19 protein-coding genes and 1 tRNA gene are annotated in these 22,488 nt (G+C 60.3%); 16 read left to right on the top strand and 4 right to left on the bottom strand.

The features are described from left to right. Positions 1-63: 63 nt before the first annotated feature. The 8 genes from G7048_RS00790 (at position 64) to G7048_RS00755 (ending at position 8,215) form a co-directional block, all read left to right on the top strand. Positions 64-1,041 carry an acetyl-CoA carboxylase carboxyltransferase subunit alpha gene (locus G7048_RS00790; RefSeq protein WP_166066337.1) on the top strand — a complete coding sequence of 326 codons (978 nt, stop codon included), beginning with the start codon at positions 64-66 and terminating at the stop codon, positions 1,039-1,041. A 96-nt stretch (positions 1,042-1,137) separates the two neighbouring features. Further along, complete coding sequence (gene tilS / locus G7048_RS00785; RefSeq protein ID WP_166066336.1) at positions 1,138-2,076, top strand: tRNA lysidine(34) synthetase TilS; 939 nt, start codon at positions 1,138-1,140, stop codon at positions 2,074-2,076. A 105-nt stretch (positions 2,077-2,181) separates the two neighbouring features. Then, a complete protein-coding gene (locus tag G7048_RS00780) occupies positions 2,182-3,444 on the top strand; it encodes an aspartate kinase (RefSeq protein WP_166066335.1) in 1,263 nt (420 codons plus the stop codon). Between the two features lie 64 nt (positions 3,445-3,508). Continuing rightward, positions 3,509-3,601, top strand: a tRNA-Ser gene (locus G7048_RS00775). A 296-nt stretch (positions 3,602-3,897) separates the two neighbouring features. Then, a complete protein-coding gene (locus tag G7048_RS00770; RefSeq protein ID WP_166066333.1) occupies positions 3,898-4,332 on the top strand; it encodes a hypothetical protein in 435 nt (144 codons plus the stop codon). A gap of 45 nt (positions 4,333-4,377) precedes the next feature. Then, positions 4,378-5,736 carry a collagen-like protein gene (locus tag G7048_RS28350; RefSeq protein WP_166066332.1) on the top strand — a complete coding sequence of 453 codons (1,359 nt, stop codon included), beginning with the start codon at positions 4,378-4,380 and terminating at the stop codon, positions 5,734-5,736. Positions 5,737-6,112: 376 nt separating this feature from the next. Then, positions 6,113-7,090 carry a helix-turn-helix transcriptional regulator gene (locus tag G7048_RS00760; protein WP_240933116.1) on the top strand — a complete coding sequence of 326 codons (978 nt, stop codon included), beginning with the start codon at positions 6,113-6,115 and terminating at the stop codon, positions 7,088-7,090. 6 nt (positions 7,091-7,096) lie between these two features. Then, positions 7,097-8,215, top strand: a complete 1,119-nt coding sequence (locus G7048_RS00755) for a LuxR C-terminal-related transcriptional regulator (RefSeq protein WP_166066331.1) — start codon at positions 7,097-7,099, stop codon at positions 8,213-8,215. A 135-nt stretch (positions 8,216-8,350) separates the two neighbouring features. Here the strand turns inward: G7048_RS00755 and G7048_RS00750 are convergent, their stop codons facing one another. Continuing rightward, positions 8,351-9,883 (bottom strand): hypothetical protein, encoded by a 1,533-nt coding sequence (locus tag G7048_RS00750; RefSeq protein WP_166066330.1) that lies wholly within the window; start codon positions 9,881-9,883, stop codon positions 8,351-8,353. 371 nt (positions 9,884-10,254) lie between these two features. On the opposite strand from G7048_RS00750, the gene G7048_RS00745 reads away from it, so the two are divergent. Both G7048_RS00745 and G7048_RS00740 read left to right on the top strand, forming a co-directional pair. Next, a complete protein-coding gene (locus tag G7048_RS00745) occupies positions 10,255-10,641 on the top strand; it encodes an RcnB family protein (protein WP_240933115.1) in 387 nt (128 codons plus the stop codon). Positions 10,642-10,932: 291 nt separating this feature from the next. Further along, positions 10,933-11,241, top strand: coding sequence for a GAF domain-containing protein (locus G7048_RS00740; protein ID WP_205750316.1), 309 nt, complete (start codon positions 10,933-10,935; stop codon positions 11,239-11,241). A gap of 27 nt (positions 11,242-11,268) precedes the next feature. On the opposite strand, the gene G7048_RS00735 is transcribed toward G7048_RS00740, so the two are convergent. Next, positions 11,269-12,180 (bottom strand): bestrophin family protein, encoded by a 912-nt coding sequence (locus tag G7048_RS00735; RefSeq protein ID WP_166066328.1) that lies wholly within the window; start codon positions 12,178-12,180, stop codon positions 11,269-11,271. 279 nt (positions 12,181-12,459) lie between these two features. On the opposite strand from G7048_RS00735, the gene carA reads away from it, so the two are divergent. The 4 genes from carA to G7048_RS00715 all read left to right on the top strand — a co-directional run bounded on the left by carA (position 12,460) and on the right by G7048_RS00715 (position 18,072). Continuing rightward, on the top strand, positions 12,460-13,635 hold the full coding sequence (carA, locus tag G7048_RS00730) for a glutamine-hydrolyzing carbamoyl-phosphate synthase small subunit (protein WP_166066327.1): 1,176 nt from the start codon (positions 12,460-12,462) through the stop codon (positions 13,633-13,635). Next, positions 13,635-16,880, top strand: a complete 3,246-nt coding sequence (gene carB / locus G7048_RS00725) for a carbamoyl-phosphate synthase large subunit (protein WP_166066326.1) — start codon at positions 13,635-13,637, stop codon at positions 16,878-16,880. Before carA ends, carB begins: the two co-directional genes overlap by 1 nt. A 268-nt stretch (positions 16,881-17,148) precedes the next feature. Next, positions 17,149-17,625 carry a transcription elongation factor GreA gene (gene greA, locus G7048_RS00720; RefSeq protein WP_166066325.1) on the top strand — a complete coding sequence of 159 codons (477 nt, stop codon included), beginning with the start codon at positions 17,149-17,151 and terminating at the stop codon, positions 17,623-17,625. A 30-nt stretch (positions 17,626-17,655) separates the two neighbouring features. Continuing rightward, the gene (locus G7048_RS00715; RefSeq protein WP_166066324.1) at positions 17,656-18,072 is read left to right on the top strand and encodes a DUF4149 domain-containing protein; all 417 of its coding nucleotides are present in this window, start codon (positions 17,656-17,658) and stop codon (positions 18,070-18,072) included. A gap of 95 nt (positions 18,073-18,167) precedes the next feature. Here G7048_RS00715 and G7048_RS00710 read toward each other — a convergent pair whose 3' ends face one another. Further along, positions 18,168-18,947: a glycosyltransferase gene (locus tag G7048_RS00710; protein WP_240933114.1), complete on the bottom strand. Its 780-nt coding sequence runs from the start codon at positions 18,945-18,947 to the stop codon at positions 18,168-18,170. A gap of 67 nt (positions 18,948-19,014) precedes the next feature. Then, entirely contained in the window at positions 19,015-19,488 is a 474-nt protein-coding gene (locus G7048_RS00705) for a YhbY family RNA-binding protein (protein ID WP_166066323.1), read from the bottom strand. A gap of 135 nt (positions 19,489-19,623) precedes the next feature. Between G7048_RS00705 and G7048_RS00700 the strand changes: the two genes are divergently transcribed. Then, positions 19,624-20,283 (top strand): RlmE family RNA methyltransferase, encoded by a 660-nt coding sequence (locus G7048_RS00700; RefSeq protein ID WP_166066322.1) that lies wholly within the window; start codon positions 19,624-19,626, stop codon positions 20,281-20,283. Between the two features lie 187 nt (positions 20,284-20,470). Then, a complete protein-coding gene (gene ftsH, locus G7048_RS00695; protein WP_166066321.1) occupies positions 20,471-22,390 on the top strand; it encodes an ATP-dependent zinc metalloprotease FtsH in 1,920 nt (639 codons plus the stop codon). Positions 22,391-22,488: the final 98 nt, after the last annotated feature.

The raw sequence follows: 22,488 nt of genomic DNA, 5'->3' as shown, positions 1-22,488 counted from the left end.
TTAATCGCGTGCGCTCCGTGAAATCGGGCAATTGGGGCATACAAGCGCCCAAGGAGAATTACGTTGGCTAAAAAAACATTTCTGGACTTCGAGCAACCCATCGCGGAGCTGGAGTCCAAGATCGACGAGTTGCGCTATGTCCAGAACGAAAGCGCCGTGGACATCTCGGAAGAGATCGACCAGCTCAGCAAGAAGAGCCACCAGCTCACCAAGGACATCTACAGTGACCTGACCCCCTGGCAGATCACCAAGATCGCGCGCCACCCGGAGCGCCCCTACACCATGGATTACGTGCGCGAAATCTTCACCGATTTCGTCGAGTTGCACGGCGACCGCCATTTCGCGGATGACCTGTCCATCGTTGGCGGTCTGGCCCGTTTCAACGGCCACCCCTGCATGGTGCTGGGCCAGCAAAAGGGCCGCGACACGAAGGAACGCGCTGCGCGCAACTTCGGCATGAGCCGTCCGGAAGGCTATCGCAAGGCCCTGCGCCTGATGAAGACCGCCGAGAAGTTCAAGCTGCCAGTGTTCACCTTTGTGGACACGCCCGGTGCCTATCCCGGTATCGACGCCGAAGAGCGCGGTCAGTCCGAAGCCATCGGTCGCAACATCTTCGAGATGGCGCAGCTCGAAGTGCCCATCATCACCACCGTGATCGGCGAAGGCGGCTCCGGCGGCGCGCTGGCGATTGCAGTGGCCGATCAGGTCATCATGCTGCAGTACTCGGTGTACTCCGTGATCAGCCCGGAAGGCTGCGCTTCGATTCTCTGGAAAACCAGCGACAAGGCGCAGGACGCGGCAGACGCCATGGGCATCACCGCCCACCGTCTGAAGGCGCTGGGTCTGATCGATAAGATCGTGAACGAGCCCGTGGGCGGTGCACACCGCGACCACAAGCAGATGGCGTCGTTCCTCAAACGCGCGCTGGGCGATGCCTACCGCCAGTTGTCCGATCTGAAGACCAAGGAACTGCTGGACCGCCGCTACGAGCGCGTGCAAAGCTACGGTCGCTTCAACGACACCAAGGCGGAAAACGCCTGATCGGGCTATCGCCTGATCCCCATCACCACGGCGGCCCTTCGGGGCCGTTGGTGTTTTTGGCGGGGTGCTAATCTCGCTTTTCCATCTCTGCACGCCATGAGCATCTCCTTCGACGCCGCCATCCAGTCCTTCAAGCCGCAACTGCCTTTGGCCGTGGCGCTGAGCGGCGGTGCGGATTCGACCGCCTTGCTCATCGCCTGCGCCACACGCTGGCCGGGGCAGGTGCATGCCTTTCATGTGCATCACGGTCTGCAGGCTGCGGCGGACGGCTTCGAAGCGCATTGTCGGGCGCTGTGCGAGCGGCTTGTTGTGCCTTTGCTGGTGCGGCATGTCGATGCCAGAAACGCCAACGGGCAGAGCCCCGAAGACGCGGCGCGGCAGGCGCGATATGGCGCGCTCGAAGACATGCTGGCTGAGGCGACAGGCATTCGCAGCATCGCGCTCGCCCAGCATGCCGATGACCAGATCGAGACCATTCTGCTGGCGCTCTCGCGCGGCGCGGGGGTGGCGGGCATCGCCGCCATGCCCATGCAATGGCAGCGCGCAGGCATCGATTGGCACAGGCCGCTTTTGAAAACCGGCGGCGCGGAGATCCGCAAATGGCTGAAAGAGCAGGGCGCGGACTGGGTGGAAGACCCTACAAACGCCGATGAACGCTATACCCGCAACCGCATTCGCAGGAACCTGTTGCCCGCTTTGCAGGCCACTTTTCCGCAGTTTCGCGAGACCTTTGCGCGCAGCGCCGAACACGCTGCGCAGGCGGCCGAACTGCTGCAGGAGTTGGCCGAGCAGGATCTGCAAACCGTCGGCAATCCCCCGTCCATCAATGCTTTGCAGGCTTTGAGCCGTGCGCGGCAGGCCAATGTGCTGCGTCATTGGCTGCGGCTCGCGCATGCCACCACACCGAGCGCCGCGCAGTTGGGCGCGCTGCTTGATCAGATCGCCGCATGCACCACGCGCGGGCACCGGATTCACCTCAAAATCGGGCGCGGATTCATCGAAAGAAAAGACGGGCTTCTCGATTGGTACAATTGACAGGTTTTGGATTCAACTTTTTTGTACGAAACGTCGGCGCGCCAAAACAGCCTTCAGTCCCATTTGCGCCGTGATTGAAAAAAGTTTCGTCACCCCGAATATTCCATGGCACTGATCGTTCATAAATACGGCGGCACATCGATGGGCTCGCCAGAGCGCATTCGCAATGTCGCAAAGCGCGTGGCCAAGTGGGCGCGGGCCGGCCACCAGATGGTGGTGGTGCCCAGCGCCATGAGTGGTGAAACCAACCGCCTGCTGGGTCTGGCCAAAGAGCTGGCTCCGTCGCGCGTTTCCACGGCCTATCATCGTGAGCTCGACATGCTGGCCGCCACTGGCGAGCAGGCATCCTCCGCTTTGCTGGCGATTGCCATGCAGGCCGAAGGTCTGGAGTCGGTGAGCTACGCCGGCTGGCAAGTGCCGGTGCGCACCGACAGCTCGTTCACCAAAGCCCGCATCGAGTCCATCGACGACAAGCGCGTGCGCGCCGATCTGGACGCAGGTAAGGTCGTGATCGTCACCGGCTTCCAGGGCATCGACCCGGACGGCCACATCACCACGTTGGGCCGTGGCGGCTCGGACACTTCCGCCGTGGCGATTGCCGCTGCGATGAAGGCTGCCGAATGCCTGATCTACACCGACGTGGACGGCGTGTACACCACCGACCCCCGCGTGGTGCCCGAAGCCAAGCGCCTGACCACGCTGAGCTTTGAAGAAATGCTGGAAATGGCGAGCCTCGGCAGCAAGGTGCTGCAGATCCGCTCGGTCGAATTCGCAGGCAAGTACAAGGTGCCGCTGCGCGTGCTCTCCAGCTTCACGCCCGTGGATATCGACGTCAATGAAGAGGCCGTATCCGGCACGCTGATCACTTTTGAGGAAGACGAAAAAATGGAAAAAGCTGTCGTTTCCGGCATCGCTTTCACCCGCGACGAAGCCAAGATTTCCGTGCTCGGCGTGCCCGACACCCCCGGCATCGCCTACCAGATCCTGGGCGAAGTGGCTGACGCCAACATCGACGTGGACGTGATCATCCAGAACCTGAGCAAAGACGGCAAGACCGACTTCAGCTTCACGGTCAACCGCAACGACTACCAGCGCACCGTCGAACTGCTCAAGGAAAAAGTGCTGCCCAAGCTCGGCGCACAAGAAGTGGTCGGCGACACCAAGATCGCCAAGGTCAGCATCGTCGGCATCGGCATGCGCAGCCACGTCGGCGTCGCCAGCAAGATGTTCAAGGCGCTGAGCGAAGAGGGCATCAACATCAAAATGATCTCCACTTCCGAAATCAAGACCTCGGTCGTGATCGACGAAAAATACGTCGAGCTGGCCGTGCGCGCACTGCACAAGGCATTCGAGCTGGATCAAGCGTAATTGAGTTCAAAAAAACGGCTGAGTTTCCAAAACTCCATTTGGAGTGGGTTACAATAGCTGTATTGGAAACGTGACCGAGTGGCCGAAGGTGCTCCCCTGCTAAGGGAGTATGGGGTGTAGAGCCTCATCGAGGGTTCGAATCCCTCCGTTTCCGCCAGATCAAAGCCTCAAGCGAGCAATCGCTTGAGGCTTTTCTGTTTGGCTTTTCAGTTTCCTGTTCGTCCCGGTCAGCGTCCACACGTTGGCTTCATGTCGGCACAACCAGTGTCTGGGTGTGTTTTCATGGTGGATAAGGGTAAACACCAGTGTCTGATGACGCTGTCGATGCGCTCGAACTATTTACTTGCCTGAGCAATTGGCATTAAATGCGTTCTTATGTGCCAATTGTTAATATTTGTATTATTACTCCGCCGGTCGCGCGCCCTGTTTGCGGGACTGAGTGCGCTGTTGCTGATGGCTGGAGTCGCGCGCGCGGACATCTCCATTCCGGTGGGGGCTTCCTATCAATTGGCGGGCGGCACTACGAGTCTGGCATGCACGGATTTGCAGATTGCAGGGAGCGCCACTTCGGGTGTCGGCGGCGCAGTGGTGAATGCGAAGGACATAACGATCCGCGCGGGTGGCCAGATGGACATCTCCGCGGGCAGTGTGGAGCTTGCGCAGGACTATGTGAATCAAGGCAGCGTCACCGCGACAGGCGGGGGCATCACGCGGGTGAACAGCGCGAGCTGTCCTGCGAAGGGTGCGCTCGGAGCCGTCAATCCCGCAGGGGCGATTTCGACGGGCACGGTGGCCCCTGTTCCGTTGCTGCAAGCGGATGTACTGATCGCTCTTTCCCTGGTGCTGGCGTGCCTTGGTGGCATGCGTCTTCGGCGCCGGGGCGTCTGAATTTTCTGTGCGCCTGTGTATGGTTTTTCCAATTTTCGAACGCTCATGAAACACTGCTTCAAACTCAATGTGCTGATGCTGGCCGCGCTGACTTCCATCAGCGCGCTGGCGGCCGACGATGTCACGATCACGCCGGCTGCGGGCGGAGGGGTGACGATCTTCTCCGACTCCAGCACGCCGGCCATCAAGGTGCTGCCCAACCAGCAGGTGCAGGTGCCCAGTGTGGCTAACGTCGGGCCGTTTTCGCAAGTCGTCTGTCACGATGCCAGCGGCACCTTGGGGCAATGCAATGCCTTGTCGTTCGTTGGTGCAACCGGGGCAGCGGGTGCCACCGGTCCGGCCGGGCCGATGGGTGCAACGGGGGCGGTGGGGCCTGCGGGCGCTGTCGGATTGACAGGTGCCAATGGCGTGACGGGTGCTGACGGGGCCGCAGGGCCGACGGGAGCCACTGGCATCACCGGGCCCGCCGGTGCGACGGGCGCGACGGGAGTCAACATTCTCTCCGGCAACGGATTGCCGCCCGCCACGTTGGTGGGCAACGCAGGCGACAGCTATCTCGATCTCGGCACTGGCAATGTCTATGCGTGGGTCGGCGGTGCTTGGGATACCGCCACGCCAGTGGGCCAACTGGTCGGGGTGGCGGGCGCGACGGGTGTCACTGGCATGACGGGATCTACTGGGTCCACGGGGCCAACGGGGCCTACCGGGCCTACCGGACCGACCGGACCCACGGGCGCGACAGGCGAAACCGGGCCGCTCGGTTCTCAAGGGCCGCAGGGCATTCAGGGCAATGCGGGCTTCAACGTCTTGCAGGGCAGTGGTGCACCGTCCTCCGGCACGGGCAATATGGGGGATACCTACATCAATACCGCCAATGGCACCATCTACAACAAGACCAGCGCAACGAACTGGACCATGACAGGTGGATTGGCGGGAGCGACGGGCCCGACAGGCCCGACAGGTCCAGCGGGGGCGGCAGGGGCCACCGGCGCTACCGGATCGGGCGGCATCGATACTTACTCGTCGGCCTACAACACCAGCGGTTCAGTGATCGCGGTGCTTCTTGGAGGCACCGACGTACCGTTTCCCGGTTCGGAAGCAACTGCCAATGTGATCCGCAATGGTGCCAACACGGTCTTCACGGTCGCGTCCACGGGCACCTATCAAATCTCTTATTCCATATCGACCACAGTCGCGCTGCTGATGGGCTCGCGGGTGACAAGGAACGGCACGGCCATTTCGTCCACCGTCATCAGTCCGGTCTTGTCCTTGTCGCAATTTGCTTCGCAAAGCATTGTGCAGTTGACAGCGGGGGACACGCTTAACGTGCAATTGTTCGGGCTGCTTGGTGTGGCGACTTTGTCGGGCGCTGCCTCGTATTTCAACATCGTCAAGCTGAATTAGCCGGACTGCCCGGACACCGTCCAAGCACTGCAAGCCTCAAGCGAGTCATCGCTTGAGGCTTTTTTCGTTGTCTGTGAATGTGTTGAAAGCTGCACTGAGCTACCACATATTTCATGACTATTACGGCAGCGTGACTCATGACCTAGGGAAATTCCGTGGATCGGAAACCAACTTTCTGTTACTAAACTGCTTTACATAAGGTTTACATAACAGGTAGTGGGGTGTGATTGATTCTTCCGATGCAAGGGAGCGAATCTCAGGGTTGCTATATGACGGCATTCTGTCGCCGCTCGATTGGTATGCGGCCATGGATGCTGTGCGTGAGGCTTTGGGTGCGCGGCTTTTTCATTTCTTCACGTTGAGCAATGAGGACTCAATGGTCGAGAACAGCGTCGACAACCAAGGAGCTTTTGGGTTGAACGCGGAGAAGATGCGCGAGTACGAGCAACACCATGCGTCGAGCGACATGCGCATACGCATCTTGATGAGTTTGCCGACTGGTCAAGTCATGCTCGACCACGAGCGCATCAGCGCACGCGAGATGTCGCGCGACGTCGTCTATTCGGACATCCTGTGGCCCAATGGGTTTGGAAGCACCTTGGGCACCATGCTCCGCGACGACAGTGGCTCGCGCGATTTCATGGGATTCATGCGCCCCTCGGACCACACGCACTATGGGGCGGACGAAAAGCTGTTCATCGAGCACCTCATGCCCACGCTGGTTCGTGCATCGCGAATTCGTGCCCGCATGAACGCGCTCTCGCGGCAGGCCAGCCTGGGTATTTCCGCGCTCGAGACGCTGGTGCAGGGCGTTGCCGTGGTCGATGCGCAATGCCGCATCCACTACGCCAATCCGGCGGCCGAACGCTTGATGACGCCCCCCAGTGCGGTGAGTGTGGTGCACCGGCGGCTTCGATGCGCCGATGCCGAGTTGCAGACCCGGCTGGAGCAACTGGCAACGCAGGCCTGTGGCAATCCCGGCAGGGCGGGGGCGGTCGACACCTCTTTGAGTTCGACGCGTGCGGCCCGTCTGGTGGTGACGGTTTTGCCACTCAAATCCAGTCATCTGCTGGCATCGAGCTGGCAAAAGCCGCTGGCGCTGGTGATTCTGACCATTCCCGGCGCGGTGAGCGCGCTCGACCATCGGCTGGTCAGCGACATGCTGGGGCTGTCGCCCACCGAAGCACGGCTGCTGCTGTTGCTGGCGGCGGGCAAATCGGTGAAGGACTTTGCGCTGGTGGAGGGCTGCAGTTGGCATACCGGGCGTGCGCACATGAAGAACCTGATGCGCAAGACCGGCTGCCACCGGCAGGTGGAACTGGTGCAGTTGCTGCAAGCATTGCAAGTGGAGTGATCGATCATGCAAAAGCAGATGGAAGCCATCGTCGGAACTTTGTATGACGGTGTGTTGATGTCGGATGCGTGGTGCCAAGGGCTTGCCGATGTGTGCCAGCAGGTGGATGCGGGCGTTTTCCACTCTTTTTCCATTGGTGGTGCACCCTCGGAACTTTCAAGTGTGGGCAATCTGGAGAGCGTTGGTTTGCATTCTGGATTGATGAAAGAGTATGAAGAGCACCATGCAAGCAATGATCTGAGAATGTCGGCAACGCTTGGGCTGGCTACTGGGCAGTTGATGCTTGATCACGAGCATTTGAGTCCGTTGGAAATGTCGCGTAACTCTGTCTATGCAGACTGGCTGATTCCTTTGGGCGTCAAGCACACGGCTGCAACGAGGGTGCGTCATGCGGGTTCAGTCAGTGAATTTGTCAGCTTCATGCGTTTTGCAGATGCCAAGCCATTCGGTACATACGACAGGTTGTTCATTGAGCGCTTGATGCCGCATCTCAGCCGCGCAGCCGCCCTGCGTGCGCGCATGGGCGAGTTGTCGCGTCAGGCCTCATTGGGCATTGCTGCGCTGCAGACGCTGCCGCAAGGACTGGTGGTGGTGGACGCGCAATGCCGCATTCACTTTGCCAACCCGGCGGCGGAACGTTTGATGACGCCGCCCAGCGCGATGAACGCAAGCCATCAGCGGCTCAAATGTGCGAGCGAGGCGTTGCAGACGCGCTTGCAGCATCTGGTCGCCCAGGCGTGCGGCAACCCCGGCAAGGCGGGTGCGTTCGATTCGCTGGTGAGCGCGTCGCAAACCGCGCGGCTGGTGGTGACGGTGCTGCCGCTCAAGTCCAGCCATGTGCTCGCGATGAGCTGGCAAAAGCCGCTGGCGCTGGTGATCTTGACCGTGCCGGGCGCCATCGGTGCGCTCGATCATCGGCTGGTCAGCGACATGCTGGGGCTGTCGCCCACCGAAGCACGGCTGCTGCTGTTGCTGGCGGCGGGCAAATCGGTGAAGGACTTTGCGCTGGTGGAAGGCTGCAGTTGGCACACCGCGCGTGCGCACATGAAGAACCTGATGCGCAAGACCGGCTGCCACAAGCAAGTGGAACTGGTGCAGTTGCTGCAGGCTTTGCAGGTGGGGTGAGCTGGCTGGTTGTTGGGTCGGGGTTGGCGCGAGCCATTCTTTGGAACGCAAAAAAAGCGCTGGATCTGATCCAGCCCGGTACCACTTGCGGTACGGGCCGAACCAGACTTGCCAGCGCTCTCGCTCGCTCCCTGCTTAGTACTTGCTGAACTGCAGGCCGTAGAACATTTCACGGCTATTGCGATCAGAATATGTCATGGAGAACTCTCCGTATGTGGTGGCTGAGGCATCCGCCGGCTTGCCGTCAAACGGAATGGTGGCTGTGGTGGCCCCAGCTGTGAAAGAGGCGTTCTTGCCGCCACGAACCATGTACCGGCCTGATGCAGACGTGGTCTTGGGCCCTTGGCGGAATGACGCCAGCGAAGACAGCGCCATGGGAAGGCCGCCTGTTGGAGGCTTGGCGGCCTGTATGGCGGCAGTGGCTGTGCCACCTGTGGCCTTGAACTGTGTAGCGATCGTTGCAGTATCGGGGTTGATGGTGGAGAACTGCGGATAGGCACTGATATCCATCTGCGCAAATGGATAGGATGCGTTCTTGATCTTCACCTTGTAGGTGGCAATGGGAGTCTTGCCAGACTGACCATTGACGGTCTTCCAGCCATCATCTGCGAAGATCGCGAAGGTGACTTCGGCTCCAGTTCCCAGTGCCAATTTATCAAAGTTCGTGTCCCCTGTGGCTCTGGCTGCAGCGTCGGTTGCGGTGATATTCGAGCCCCAAGTTTCCCCGGAGATGCCGATTGTGGTGCTGGTGCAATCGCCTTTGGCTGCATTGGCCTCGGTGTTTGCCGAACTGGTTCTGCATTGGCGGAAGTTGCCCGTATCGGAGTAAGTGCCGCTGCCTGCTGCATCCTGCATTTCCGGCGCATCGCGTGCAATGCGCGGAGAAATGAGCTTCATTGAATACGGCGTGGTTGTGGTGCCCCAGCTCACGACCGCGTAGGTAGCTACGTTGGCGGGGTCAGAGATGGTGAACGCGACTTCGCGGCGCATCCGGAACGCTCCGGTAGGCGTGGTGCCGTCTGCCAATTGGCGATAGGTTTCGACGCGATTGCGCGAAATCGGTTCGACATTGACCTTGCGGCGATTGCCCAGAAAACGCATTTCTGCCCCTGTCTGTGGGGCAGTACAGCCTTCCGTACCGCTGGAGCTGCCTGCAATCAGCGTTTCCGCGCCGCCGATCAAAGAGGTGCCGTCGGTGTACTTGGTGTCCACTGTCACATCCACTTCATGCCGTGCGGAGCCGTCGGCATTGGTGGTTTTGCGCTCGGCCACGATCTGGATGTTGGCGAAGGTGCGGCCCACCGTGTAGGCATTGCCGGACGCGGTGGCGTCCCAACTACTGGCAGAAGCAGCCTTTGTGCGCCCGTTGTGAAGTGCGCAAGCATCAAAGAAACTGTAACGGTCCTCTCCCTTGGCGGGCAGGCTGGTGGCCGTCACCTTCTGGACCGTGTCGTAGTACTGCTGCACCAGTTCCTGCGTCGTTGGCGCAGGTGCTGGTGGCGGCGGAGGAGGGGGTGGTGGTGGCTGGGTGGTGGGAGGAGGATTGGTGGTGACCGGAGGATCGGTGACGACGGGATCGTCATTGCCACCGCCTCCACCACCGCAAGCTGTCAAAGCAAGCAAAGCGCCCAACATGAGGGTGGAGCGCTGCAAAGTGACCTGTTTCATTGGGACCGCCTTTCGAGGGAATGTTGCAAAGGTGGCGTTCCCGGCATCTCTGTAACCGCACGTGACCACCACCTGAGGGCAGTGTCTTCACCAGCAACCGCCTGCGCCATCCCGCAAATGCGGTATGGACAGGGTGAAACGTCTTGAATCAATTGGGTGGAAATCCCGGGGGTGATCCATCTTCCCGGGCCGTTTTGCCTCGATGTTGGTGAGCCATCGAGCAGGCAGTGGAGCAAGAACCTTTGCAGGCGTTTACCAAGCGGAAACTCAATCGCATGACCTCGGGCGTTAGCATTGAATCGTCAAAACGAAGCGAGGTAAAACCAACAATGCAAGCGTCAAAAATCAGTACTTTTTTCGCAATCTCGGCAATGGCCATGGGGCTTTGCGCGCCGATGGCGAATGCCCAACCCCAACCCCAACCGTCACAACATGGCGAGGGGCCACGCGGCGAGCAGCGTGCAGCGCCGCAGCAGCGTGATGTGCGTCCGCCCGTGCAGGCACCTCGCAATGCGGCGCCCAAGCCTGCACCGAAGGCTCCGCAAAATCATGTGCGTGGTGCTGGTCCCGAGCAGCAGTGGCATCAGGGCGGCAAGCTGCCGCAGCAATATCGTGGCAATCAGTATGTGGTGAATGACTGGCAGCACCATGGTCTGACGAAGCCCGGTCGCGGCCAGCAATGGGTGCAGTACGGCGGCGACTACATGCTGGTCGCGATGGCATCCGGTGTGATCACTCAGATGATTCTGGGTCATTGATTCACCAACGGATGAAGCAGACAAAGGCGGAGGAGACTCCGCCTTTTTGTTTGTCAGGCCGCCGTCAATATTTGTTGGTATGTACAATGAATTAAAGTTGACTGATAGTTAAATCGATTGCGCGGGGTATCTGTGATTTTTGATGAGACCAGCGCTGAGGCGCTGAATGAGTTTTCGCGGCTGTTGAAGCACCAGGGGGTGCAGGCAGGTCTGGCCAGTTTGAATGCACGGGTTCCGCACCGTTTCACTGCAATCAATGAGTTCCGCGGCAATGTGATTCACTGCCTGTACTTGTGCGATAAGCAGGGCGTGGTCACGCCTGTGCAGGTTCAGCCGGTCGCGATGGACCACAGTTTCTGCCAGTTCGTCGCGCGCGACGGTTATTTCACGTCGTCCGACACCGCCGGGGATGCGCGCCTGAGCGATCATCCCTACAAGGGTACCTACAACGCCTATGTCGGCGTGCCGATTCTGGACAACGCGGGCGAGCTGTGGGGCACGCTGTGCCATCTGGACCCGGAGGCGCTGTCGATCACCGATGAGGAGTTCGACTTTTTCCAGCGCGCCAGTCGTGAGTTGTCCCGGCACTTGACGTTCTGAGTCTTCAGTGCGGCACGCCATCCCGCGTCACAGCAGCACAAAATCCTTCACTTCGGGGCGGGTCGTTCTGGGCGGCTCGTTCACCATTTCCAGCAGCGAAGTCTCGATCATGTGCGCCATGGCGTTGAGCGCCAGATCGTTGGGCGCGGTGCCGAACGGGTCTTCGATTTCAGCACCGAGCGCTTCGAGCGCGAAGAAGGTGTAGGCGATGAAGCAGACGATCACCGGCGTCATCGTGCCGATGGCGTCCAGCAGGCCGAATGGCAGCCAGAAGCAGTACAGATAAATGCTGCGGTGAACGATGACGGAGTAGGTGAACGGAATCGGTGTGCTGGCGATGCGCTCGCAGCCGCCGATGGCTGCGGTGAGCACTTCCAGCGCGCGCTCGAACGAGGTTTCCATCACCGGCTGGATGCTCCCGCCACGCAGCCGATCGCGCAGCCATTCGCCGACGAGAAGCAGCGTCATGTTGGCGGGGAAGGTGGAGTGGACGACGCGTTCGCATTCGCTGGTCGAGAGGAATTTTTCCAGATCGGCGCGGGCTTGCGTGCGGCGCAACTGGTGTTTCATGGCATGCGGGAAAGCGCAGAGCCGGTTGACCAGTGCCTGGGTGGATGGCTGATCGCTGTTGAGCGTGAGTGCCTGGCGAACCAGCGTGCGTGAACCATTGAGCACCGTGCCCCAGAGCGTGCGCGCTTCCCAGTAGCGCGCGTAGGACGTGCTGTTGCGAAACCCGAGAAAGATCGCGAGCGTCAACCCAATGAGCGAAAACGGAACAAAGTTGAGAGAGACCTTCCAGCTCAGGATGGAGCCGTGAAGCCAGGTGACGAGGATGGCAAAAGCGGTTGCGGCGATCAGCTGTGGCGCGATCTTGGGGAGCACCGAGCCGCGCAGAACAAACAGCATGCGCAGCCAGTGCAAATTGGGACGAACGATCATGGTGACCGAGATTGTCTTTCAATCTTCGGGCGAAAAACCTGACATCATGCCATTGAAAACTACGTAAGGGCGAAAAGTGACCTTGTTGGCGGCGGCTCTTTTCAGAGTGCGTCGTGGGGCTCGTGATCAGGGTTAATCCCAGCGCGCTATAATTGGCGGCTTTCCAGAAATCAGTCGCCCGGCCGCACCAAAGCAACTCATTCAACGCAGTAGTCCGCAGGACGTGTCAACGACACTTCCGCAGGCTCCCGGGCGACCCGTAACCATTCGGAGAACCCAGTGCTTTTGTCTCTCAAGGGAACCTTCCCATCCGCCATTCTGGCGCTCGCAGACGGCACGGTCTTTATTGGCAATTCGATTGGTGCCACCGGCACCACGGTCGGCGAAGTGGTGTTCAACACCTCGCTGACCGGTTACCAGGAAATTCTCACCGACCCCAGCTACTGCCAGCAGATCGTCACCCTGACGTATCCGCATATCGGTAACTACGGTGTGAATTCCGAAGACGTCGAAGCCGACAAGATCCATGCAGCCGGTCTGATCATCAAGAACCTGCCGCTGCTTGCCAGCAACTTCCGCTCTGAGTCCACGCTCAGCGATTACCTCATCCGCGAAAACACCGTGGCGATTGCCAATGTGGATACCCGCAAGCTCACGCGCCTGCTGCGTGACAAGGGTGCGCAGAACGGTGCCATCGTCGGCCTCGCCGTGGGCGAAGCGGTGACCGATGCGCGCATTGCCGAAGCTGTGGCTGCCGCCAAGGCTGCGCCGAGCATGAAGGGTCTGGACCTCGCAAAGGTCGTCTCCACCACCAAGAATTACACGTGGGACGAATCCGAGTGGGTGCTGGGCGAAGGCTACGGCAAGCAGACTGCACCGCGCTTCAAGGTTGTGGCATACGACTTCGGCGTGAAGAAGAACATTCTGCGCATGCTGGCCGAACGCGGCTGCGCGCTGACCGTGGTTCCTGCCGAGACGCCCGCCAAGGACGTGCTCGCGATGAATCCCGATGGCGTGTTCCTCTCCAACGGCCCTGGCGACCCAGCACCTTGCGAATACGCGATTGCTGCCGTCAAGGAAATCGTGGAATCGGGCAAGCCCACTTTCGGCATCTGCCTGGGTCACCAGATCATGGCGCTGGCCGCCGGTGCCAAGACCTTCAAGATGGACAACAGCCACCACGGCGCAAACCATCCCGTGAAGGATCTGGACAACGGCCGCGTGAGCATCACCAGCCAGAACCACGGCTTTGCGGTGGAACTGGACACGCTGCCCGCCAACCTGCGCGCCACGCACATCAGCCTGTTCGACGGCACGCTGCAAGGCCTCGAACACAAGGACAAGCCTGCGTTCTGCTTCCAGGGTCACCCTGAGGCATCGCCCGGCCCGCACGATATCGGATACCTGTTTGACCGCTTCACGGCATTGATGGCCAAGGCCAAGGAGAACAAATAATGCCAAAGCGCACAGACCTCAAAAGCATTCTGATCATTGGCGCTGGCCCGATCATCATCGGCCAGGCTTGCGAGTTCGACTACTCCGGCGTGCAGGCCTGCAAGGCGCTGCGTGACGAGGGCTACCGCGTCATCCTGATCAACAGCAACCCTGCGACGATCATGACCGACCCGGCCACCGCCGACGTCACCTACATCGAGCCCATCACGTGGCAGACGGTTGAGAAGATCATCGCCAAGGAACGTCCTGACGCGATCCTGCCGACCATGGGTGGCCAGACCGCGCTGAACTGCGCGCTCGACCTGTGGAAGCACGGCGTGCTGCACAAGTACAAGGTCGAGCTGATCGGTGCAACGCCCGAAGCCATCGACAAGGCCGAAGATCGCCAGAAGTTCAAGGAAGCCATGACCCGCATCGGTCTGGGCTCCGCACGCTCGGGCATCGCGCACACGATGGAAGAAGCGTGGGCCGTGCAGAAGACCGTGGGCTTCCCGACCGTCATTCGCCCCAGCTTCACGCTGGGCGGCACGGGCGGCGGTATCGCCTACAACTCGGAAGAGTTCGAGACCATCTGCAAGCGCGGTATTGAAGCCTCGCCAACCAACGAACTGCTGATTGAAGAATCGCTGCTCGGCTGGAAAGAGTACGAGATGGAAGTGGTGCGCGACAAGGCGGACAACTGCATCATCGTGTGCTCGATTGAAAACTTGGACCCGATGGGTGTGCACACCGGTGACTCGATCACCGTGGCTCCCGCTCAGACGCTGACCGACAAGGAATACCAGATCATGCGCAACGCCTCGCTGGCGGTTCTGCGCGAGATCGGTGTGGACACGGGCGGCTCCAACGTGCAGTTCTCGGTGAATCCGAAGGACGGTCGCATGATCGTCATCGAGATGAACCCACGCGTGTCGCGTTCGTCCGCTCTGGCTTCCAAGGCAACGGGTTTCCCGATCGCCAAGATCGCTGCCAAGCTGGCTGTGGGCTACACGCTTGACGAACTCAAGAACGAAATCACCGGCGGCAAGACGCCTGCTTCGTTCGAGCCTTCGATCGACTACGTGGTCACCAAGATCCCGCGTTTCGCATTCGAGAAATTCCCGGCTGCCGACAACCGCCTGACCACGCAGATGAAGTCTGTGGGTGAAGTGATGGCCATCGGCCGTACCTTCCAGGAATCTTTCCAGAAGGCCCTGCGCGGTCTGGAGGTGGGCGTGGACGGCATGAACGAGAAGACCCAGGACCGCGAGATTCTGGAAAAGGAACTCGGCGAGCCAGGTCCGGACCGCATCTGGTACGTGGGCGATGCGTTCGCTGCGGGCTGGACGCTCGACGAAGTGCACAACATCACCAAGATCGACAAGTGGTTCCTCGTGCAGATCGAAGAGATCGTCAAGATCGAACTCGACCTCGACAAGCTCTTCGCCGACAAGGGTGAAGGCGCACTGGCCGCGCTCGACGCTGACACCATGCGCGCCCTGAAGCAAAAGGGCTTCTCGGATCGCCGCCTCGCCAAGCTGCTGCACACCAGCGACAAGGCGGTGCGCGATGCGCGTCACGCACTGAACGTGCGCCCGGTCTTCAAGCGCGTGGATACCTGCGCGGCCGAGTTCGCATCGAACACGGCCTACATGTACTCGACGTATGACGAAGAGTGCGAAGCAGCGCCCACCAACAAGAAGAAGATCATGGTGCTGGGCGGTGGCCCGAACCGTATCGGTCAAGGCATCGAGTTCGACTACTGCTGCGTGCACGCCGCCATGGCGATGCGCGAAGATGGATACGAATCCATCATGGTCAACTGCAACCCTGAAACCGTCTCGACCGACTACGACACGTCCGACCGTCTGTACTTCGAGCCGCTGACGCTCGAAGACGTGCTGGAAATCGTGGCCGTCGAAAAGCCGGCTGGCGTGATCGTTCAGTACGGTGGTCAAACGCCTTTGAAGTTGGCGCTGGGTCTGGAGAAGGAAGGCGTGCCCATCGTCGGCACTTCGCCCGATTCCATCGACGCCGCCGAAGACCGCGAACGCTTCCAGAAGCTGCTCAACAAGCTCGGCCTGCTGCAGCCGCCAAACGCGACCGCGCGCACCGAAGCCGAAGCGCTGGAACACGCAACTGCCATCGGTTATCCGCTGGTGGTGCGTCCCTCTTACGTGCTGGGTGGCCGCGCGATGGAAATCGTGCACGAGCAGCGCGATCTGGAACGCTACATGCGCGAAGCCGTGAAGGTGAGCAACGATTCGCCCGTGCTGCTGGATCACTTCCTGTCCAACGCCATCGAGTGCGATGTGGACTGCGTGCGTGACAAGACCGGCGCCGTGTTCATCGGCGGCGTGATGGAACACATCGAACAGGCTGGCGTGCACTCCGGTGACTCCGCTTGCTCGCTGCCTCCGTACTACCTGAACGCAGCCACGATTGCCGAGATCAAGCGCCAGACCGCAGAAATGGCCCATGGCCTGAACGTGGTCGGCCTGATGAACGTGCAGTTCGCGATTCAAGAGCGCGATGGCAAGGACGTGATCTACGTTCTGGAAGTGAACCCACGTGCCTCGCGTACCGTGCCGTTCGTCTCCAAGGCCACGGGCATCCAGCTTGCCAAGGTCGCAGCACGTTGCATGGTGGGCGATACGCTCGCGCAACTCGGCGTGACCAAGGAAGTGACACCGCCTTACTTCAGCGTGAAGGAAGCTGTGTTCCCGTTCGTGAAGTTCCCCGGCGTGGACACGATTCTCGGCCCCGAGATGAAGTCCACCGGCGAAGTCATGGGCGTGGGCAAGACCTTCGGCGAAGCCTTCGTGAAGAGCCAGATGGGCGCGGGCACCAAGCTGCCGACCGAAGGCAAGGTCTTCATGACGGTGAAGAATGCTGACAAGCCACGCGCTGTCGCCATCGCCAAGGAACTCGCGGGTATGGGCTTCAAGCTCTGCGCAACGCGTGGCACGGCTGCGGCGATTGCTGAAGCTGGCATCGAAGTTCAAACTGTGAACAAGGTCACGGAAGGTCGCCCGCACATCGTGGACATGATCAAGAACAACGAAATCGCCATGGTCATCAACACGGTGGAAGAGCGTCGCAACGCGATTGCCGACTCCCGTGCGATCCGTACCAGCGCGCTGCTCGCCCGTGTGACGACATTCACCACCATCTTCGGCGCGGAAGCGGCCGTGGAAGGCATGAAGTCGATGAACCATCTGGACGTGTATTCCATTCAGGAATTGCACGCACAGCTCACGGCTTGAACGCAAGCGCTGCTCCACCAGAGCAGCGGGTTATTTGGGGGCTGACAGCTGGCGCAAAACCGGCATAATGCTCCTGAAATGAAAGACCGCCGCACGGCAACGCGCGGCGGTTTGCTTTTGGGGTGTTGATGGGATGTTCCCGTTGGTCATTCATTGACCATCTCGTATTTCTCGCCTGTGCCGCAAGACCGATGGTCTGGCGCAGTGCGTATGCCAAAGAATCAACAGACAACAGATAGATATAGACGGACAGTACGGAGTCGGAACTATGGCCACTATCCCAATCACCGCGCGCGGCGCGGAAAAACTCAGAGCTGAACTCAAGCAACTCAAATCGGTGGAGCGTCCAGCGATTGTTCAGGCCATCGCCGAAGCACGCGCACAGGGTGACTTGAGCGAAAACGCTGAATACGAAGCCGCCAAGGATCGTCAGGGCTTCATCGAAGGCCGCATTCTGGAGGTGGAGGGCAAGCTCTCCGCAGCACAGATCATCGATCCGACGCAGGTGGATGCCGGCGGCAAGGTGGTGTTTGGCGCCACGGTCGATCTGGAAGATGAAGACTCCGGCGACGCTGTGACCTACCAGATCGTCGGTGAAGACGAAGCCGACCTGAAGCATGGCCTGATCAACGTTTCCAGCCCGATCGCCCGCGCGTTGATCGGCAAGGAAGAGGGCGATACCGCCGTGGTGGTGGCCCCCGGTGGCGAGCGCCGCTACGAAGTGGTCGGCGTTCGCTACATCTGATTTCTCCCGCTTTGAAGAGCGACAACCGCCATGTTTGAACGCCTGCCCGTACTCGCCGCAGCCCTGTGGTGGGGCAGCCTCTCAGCCATCGGCTTCATGGCGGTGCCCATGCTGTTCGCCCATCTGGGCAATCCCACGATGGCGGGCAACATGGCTGCCAAGCTGTTTGCGGCGCAGACCTGGATTTCCGTCGGCTGCTGCTTGGCGCTGCTCATTCTGAGCAAGCGCCGTCACGCCGAAAAGATCGAAGACTGGGCGCAGAGCGGCCTGATGCTGGTCATCGGCGGCATGCTGCTCGCGTTGCTGGTGCAATACGGCGTGTCGCCTCGCATCGTCGCGCGGCAGGATTTGAAGCTCTGGCACAGCGTCGGCAGCATCATGTATGTGCTGCAGTGGCTGTGTGCGGCCATGCTGCTGTGGAAGCTGTCCAAGCGTCAGAACCACTGACGCCACTGTTCTTTCGCTCGTTCATTCGTGCGCGAAAAAGGCGCTGACCTCGATGGAGGCAGCGCCTTTGTTTTTGGGGTGATCAGTTGCTGTGATCAGGCCAGCTGTGCCCACTCCTTGGCCACCCACTTGGCGGGCTGGATATGGCGGAATCGCTTGTTGCGACGTCCGGCCAGTGCATCCGGCGGATTGCATTCACCGTGGAAGATCACGATGCGTGCGTCCTTGGGCGGCACGGGTTCGGTCCAGTAGTTGGTCGGCCAGGCGGGAATGCAGGCGTATTTGAAGCTCGGGCACCACGCGGCGGGCCAGTACGACAACTTGCCCTGCTTGTTCAGGAAGTGCGAAAGGTATTCCTGCTCGTTGCGGTACTGGGCGCGCATCTCCTGCGAGTGCTTGCGGAAGTATTCGAGCACGTCCGGGTGCGCGCCCAGTTCGAAGCGGTACACCGAGGAATTTCCGACGATGCGCTTGGCGTTGTTGCGCCAGAAGCGGGGGTAGTCCTTGATGATCAGGAACTGGCCGGGCTGGGTGAAGAAATCATCCAGACTGCCGACGATCACGATGTCGATGTCCAGAAACAACGCCGTGCCGCGCAGGCCGTACAGGTCGGCCTCGAACGTGGTGAGCTTCTTCCACGCGCGGTCGGGCTCGCCCGGAGCGAGGTTGAAGTTGATGTCCGGAATCGGATGGCACTCCACCTCGGGGCGAAGGCCTTCGGTGTTGTCGGTCAGGCAGACGAAATTGAAGTCGCCCGTCAGGTGACGGCGCACCATGGCGTAGAGCCGGTTGACGTACTCCGGGCCGTATTTCGTGCCCCACTTCATGCAGATGATGTGGCGCTGCTGCGCGGCTTGCGCGGTGTTTGTGGACATGTCAGCGATGGTCGTGCGAGAAGAAGTCAATCAATCCATCCTTGCGGGCGGATCGTCAGTCGAATCATCAGTCGTTGTGGCCTTTTTTCACCGACTTCATCTTCGGCTTGGCGCGCTTGACCTGGCCGCCGGCGGTCAGGCGCTGGTTGCCCAGAACGCGGATCTGCTTGACTTCGGGCTTCTGGCCGCCACGCGTGCTGTACTTGAGCACCTTCACGTCGCGTGGGCCGGGCATGCGGCCTTCGTCGACCTGCTTGGCCTTTTCGGCCTGAGGACGCCACAGCACCAGCAGCTTGCCGATGTGCTGAATAGGCGCGGCGTTCAAAGTGTCAGCCAGTTGCTGGTACATTTCATCGCGTGCTGCGCGGTCATCGTTGAAGACGCGGACCTTGATCAGGCCGTGCGCGTTGAGCGCAGCGTCAATCTCCTTTTGAACGCCGGGAGTCAGGCCATCGCCACCAATCATGACCACAGGGTCGAGGTGGTGGGCGTTGGCGCGGTGTTCGCGACGCTCGGTCGGAGTGAGTTGAATTTGAGGCATAACCCGTATTATCCCTGTGAGTGCGAAGTTTGCCTTGAGAATGAAAGATTCTGCATTCGCTGACAGGCCCAATTTCGGGCGGAACCTGTTGAAGCGACCCATGCAGCTGCGGCCGACATCAACGTCGGACAGAGTATGAAAGTTCAAACCAAAAGCAAGAAGGTCAACAAGGCCTGGCTCAATGAGCACATCCATGACCCCTACGTGAAACTGGCGGGCAAGGAGGGCTATCGCGCCCGTGCAGCCTACAAGCTCAAGGAAATCGACGAGCAGTTCAGCCTGCTCCGTCCCGGTCATATCGTGGTGGACCTGGGCTGCACGCCCGGAGCGTGGAGCCAGTATGCGCGCCGTCGCCTCTCGCCTTCGGGTGCGGCGGTGGGCGAGCTCAACGGCACGATCATCGGCCTCGACCTGCTGCCGATGGAGCCCATCGAGGGCGTTCAGTACATTCAGGGCGATTTCCGCGAGGAAGCCGTGCTCGCACAACTGCAGGAGGCCGTGGGTGGCCGTCCTGTGGATGTGGTGGTGTCCGACATGGCGCCCAATCTTTCGGGCATAGAGTCGACTGACGCTGCGCGCATCTCGCATCTGGTCGAGCTGGCCGTCGATTTTTCGGTGAACCACCTCAAGCCCGATGGCGCGCTGGTGGTCAAGCTGTTCCACGGCAGCGGCTACACCCAGCTCGTGCAGCTGTTTCGGGACACCTTCAAGGTGGTCAAGCCCGTCAAGCCCAAGGCGTCGCGCGACAAGTCTTCCGAGACTTTCCTCGTGGGCATTGGCTTGAAAAAGACCTGAAAAAGGCGTGAAATGACCTCGACGGGGTCATTAATACCCCTTTATGGGGGTGTCCATGGCTTTCGGTGGGGTAAATCGGATGGGCAACACCGTTGAAAAGTCTAAAATGTTCCCCAAATGCGCTAGAGCAATTTTGTGACTGGTATAGGTCACAGTTGTTCAATATTTTTAGAATCTGGAGCTCCGCTTGAACAATCAGTGGTTTTCAAAAGTCGCCGTATGGCTCGTGATCGCCATGGTGCTGTTTACGGTGTTCAAACAGTTTGACACCCGTTCCGGCGCTGGTGCTGGCACGGTCGGCTATTCGGACTTCCTCACGCAGGTCCGTGACGGTCGCATCAAGAGCGCCACCATTCAGGAAAGCCCCGGCGGCACTGAAGTCGTGGCCGTGACCAGCGATGATCGCAAGATCCGCACGACAGCCACCTATCTGGACCGCGGTCTGGTGGGTGACCTGATCAACAACAACGTCAAGTTCGACGTGAAGCCACGCGAAGAAGGTTCGCTGCTGATGACCCTGCTCGTGAGCTGGGGCCCGATGCTGCTGCTGATCGGCGTGTGGGTCTACTTCATGCGACAGATGCAGGGCGGTGGCAAGGGCGGGGCGTTCAGCTTCGGCAAGTCCAAGGCCCGCATGCTCGACGAGAACAACAACACCGTCACGTTTGCGGACGTGGCTGGTTGCGACGAAGCCAAGGAAGAAGTCAAGGAAGTCGTCGACTTCCTGAAGGACCCCAACAAGTTCCAGAAGCTCGGCGGTCGCATTCCTCGCGGTCTGCTGCTGGTCGGCCCTCCAGGCACCGGCAAGACGCTGCTCGCCAAGTCGATTGCTGGCGAAGCCAAGGTGCCGTTTTTCTCGATCTCGGGTTCCGACTTCGTTGAAATGTTCGTCGGCGTGGGTGCTGCCCGCGTGCGCGACATGTTCGAGAACGCCAAGAAGAATGCGCCATGCATCATCTTCATCGACGAAATCGACGCCGTGGGTCGTCAGCGTGGTGCTGGCCTCGGCGGCGGCAACGACGAGCGTGAACAGACGCTGAACCAGATGCTGGTCGAGATGGACGGCTTTGAAACCAACCTCGGCGTGATCGTGGTGGCTGCGACCAACCGTCCCGACATTCTGGATGCCGCTCTGCTGCGCCCAGGTCGTTTCGACCGTCAGGTCTATGTGACGCTGCCCGACATCCGTGGCCGCGAGCAGATCCTGAACGTGCACATGCGCAAGATCCCCGTCGGTCAGGACGTGAACCCCGGGATCATCGCACGCGGCACGCCCGGCATGTCCGGTGCCGATCTGGCGAACCTCTGCAACGAAGCTGCCCTGATGGCCGCACGCCGCAACGCGCGCACCGTTGAAATGCAGGACTTCGAAAAGGCCAAGGACAAGATCATCATGGGCCCCGAGCGCAAGTCGATGGTCATGCCCGAGGAAGAGCGCCGTAACACCGCGTACCACGAAGCGGGTCACGCGCTGATCGGCAAGCTGCTGCCCAAGTGCGATCCGGTCCACAAGGTCACCATCATCCCGCGCGGCCGTGCGCTGGGCGTGACGATGAGCCTGCCCGAACAGGATCGTTACTCCTACGACAAGGAGTTCATGCTCAACCAGATCGCCATGCTGTTCGGTGGTCGTATCGCTGAAGAAGTGTTCATGAACCAGATGACCACCGGAGCCAGCAACGACTTCGAGCGTGCCACGCAGATCGCCCGCGACATGGTGATGCGCTACGGCATGTCCGAGGCACTGGGCCCGATGGTCTACGCCGAGAACGAAGGTGAAGTGTTTCTGGGCCGCTCGGTGACCAAGACCACCAACATCAGCGAAGAGACGATGCAGAAGGTGGACGTCGAAGTGCGCCGCATCATCGACGAGCAGTACAACCTGGCACGCAAGCTGATCGAGGAAAACTCGGACAAGATGCATGCCATGGCCAAGGCCATGCTCGAATGGGAAACCATCGATGCAGAGCAACTCAACGACATCATGGCCGGCAAGCCACCACGTCCTCCCAAGGACTGGACACCACGCGTGCCTCCATCGGGCGGCGACAACAACTCGGGCGGCGGCACTCCGGTGAAGTCCGACCCGGCGCCCACAGCGGCTTGAAGTCAGTGACTCAGCACTGACCCACACAACAAACGGGGCCCTTCAAGGGCCCCTTTGTTCTTTCTGGCGCAAGGTGCGCAAGCAGCAGCGCTCAGGCA

The sequence above is a fragment of the Diaphorobacter sp. HDW4B genome, from assembly GCF_011305535.1.
GTDB lineage: Bacteria > Pseudomonadota > Gammaproteobacteria > Burkholderiales > Burkholderiaceae_C > Diaphorobacter_A.
This window is presented reverse-complemented; position numbering and strand designations above follow the sequence as displayed.